The 2,070-nt window shown below is 63.2% G+C and carries 2 protein-coding genes; one reads left to right on the top strand and one right to left on the bottom strand.

The window, feature by feature from the left end:
• The coding region (tnpC, locus tag ACZYOF_RS43500) for an IS66 family transposase (RefSeq protein WP_463719559.1) at positions 1-1,485 on the top strand (1,485 nt) is incomplete at its 5' end.
• Here tnpC and ACZYOF_RS43505 read toward each other — a convergent pair.
• Positions 1,486-1,923: a hypothetical protein gene (locus tag ACZYOF_RS43505; protein ID WP_130231902.1), complete on the bottom strand. Its 438-nt coding sequence runs from the start codon at positions 1,921-1,923 to the stop codon at positions 1,486-1,488.
• Positions 1,924-2,070 lie beyond the last annotated feature (147 nt).

Genomic DNA, 2,070 nt, shown 5'->3' on the forward strand with positions numbered 1-2,070 from the left:
GAGAACGACAAGCTCCTGGTGATCCTGTCGCAGTACAAGCGCACGATCTTCGGTCCCCGGTCCGAGACACTGGATCCCGGACAGCTATCTCTCTTCACCATCACGGCGCAGGCGGCTGGTCCCGCCGCCAACGACGACGTGACCGGAGGCAGGCTGCCTGATGGAGCGGAAGGCCGTGGAAAGCGACTGGCGCGACGCAACCGGGGGAAGCTTCCGGAGCATTTGCCGCGCATCGACGTCGTGATCGATATCGAGAGCCATATCTGCCCCTGCTGCGGCGAGCGGCTGCACAAGATCGGGGAGACCGTCAAGGAAGCCTTCGACGTCGTTCCGATGCAATACCGGGTCAAGCGCATCGTGCGTCCGCGCTATGGTTGCCGGGGATGCCGCCAGGGTGTGCTGCAGGCGGCCGCGCCGGCCCAGGCGGTCGAGGGCGGGATGGTGACGGAAGCCTTACTGGCCCACATCGCGGTGATGAAATACGGTTACCAGCTGCCGCTGTATCGGCAGGAACAGATGTTTGCCGCGCAGGGCGTCGCGCTCGACCGTCAGACGCTGGCTTCGTGGATGGGCCGCGTCGCCTGGTGGCTGAGGCCGCTTCACGCGCTGTTGCGCGACACAGTGATCTCCTACCCGCGGCTGTTTGCCGATGAGACGCCGCTGCCGGTTCTCGATCCCGGCCGTGGCAGGACCAAAGTCTGCCAGTTCTGGGCGATCGCCACCGATGACCGGCCGTGGGGCGGCCCGGCACCGCCGGCGGTGGTCTACGTATTTGCCGAGGATCGCAAGGCGATCCGCGCCAAACAGCTGTTCGGAGACTACCAGGGCATCCTGCAGGTCGACGGCTATGCCGCCTACAAGGGTCTGATCAAGAACGGCGGCCGTCTGGTGCAACTCGCATTCTGCTTCGCGCATGCGCGGCGGAAGTTCTGGGACGTTCACGTCGCGACGAAGTCGCCGATTGCCGCGGAAGCGCTGCAACGGATTGCGATGTTCTATGCCATCGAAGACCGTATCCGTGGTCTGCCGGCGGCGCAGCGGTCTGCGGTTCGGCAAACCGAAACCAGGCCGCTGATCGAGCACCTCAAGCCGTGGCTTGAGGCACGACTGCTGGAAGTCTCGAAGAAGTCTGGCCTTGGCAAGGCGATTCGCTACACCCTCAACCATTGGGAAGGCCTGACGCGCTTCATCGATGACGGGCGCATCGAGATCGACAACAATACGGTCGAACGCACCATCAAGCCGATAGGGTTAGGAAAGAAGAACTATTTGTTTGCGGGCAGTGAAGGCGGCGCCGAGACCTGGGCCATTCTCGCGTCGATCATCAACTCGGCCAAGCTGCAAGACATCGACCCGCGGCATTATCTGACCGACGTTCTCGAGCGCATTGTCTCCGGACGCACCAAGATCAATCAGCTGCACACATTGCTGCCGTGGACATGGAAGGCCGAGCGCGATGGTCTGGAGACAAAGCTCGCCGCCTGATCAATTTGACGGCAGGGCGTCGGGAACTTCCTGCGCGTCGCTGGTGTCGTCATAGATCTCTTCGCGGATCACGCGCAGCGTCACCTCGTGCAGATAGACTTGCAGCGCCCTCTGCAGCTCGGTGAACTCCGGCAGCAGGATCTTGTCAACGAAGCCCCGTGACGCGCGGATCATCACCGTGTTGCGTCGCTGGCGGTGGTAACGAAACGGCCGCAGCCCGTATCGACGGCAAAGCGCCAGAAACAGCTGCCGCGACCATTGGTCGGGAAGTGAGAATTGCTGCTCGATCGGTGGATCGTGGCGAGCGAGCTCCTCGACCCGGGCACGCACCCGCTGCAGTGCGGCTTCCGCCGCCAAGCGCTCACCAGCAGTTCCTGCACCCGCGAACAACGCCTCGATCTTCCGAAGCTTCTCGCGCAGATGCGACTCGCTGGTCATTCTGATCCCCGTCGCCCCCTTCAGAGGTCCCTTCAGAGGGGAGCACCCAATCATCGCCCAGCGGCAGCGTCAATCACCCCGATCGGGCAATCCAAAGCATTCCGCGCAAGTCAAGGCCGGGCACGGCGATCCTCTCGTGACGCTCAC

This window comes from Bradyrhizobium sp. LeoA1Lang (genome assembly GCF_055413685.1).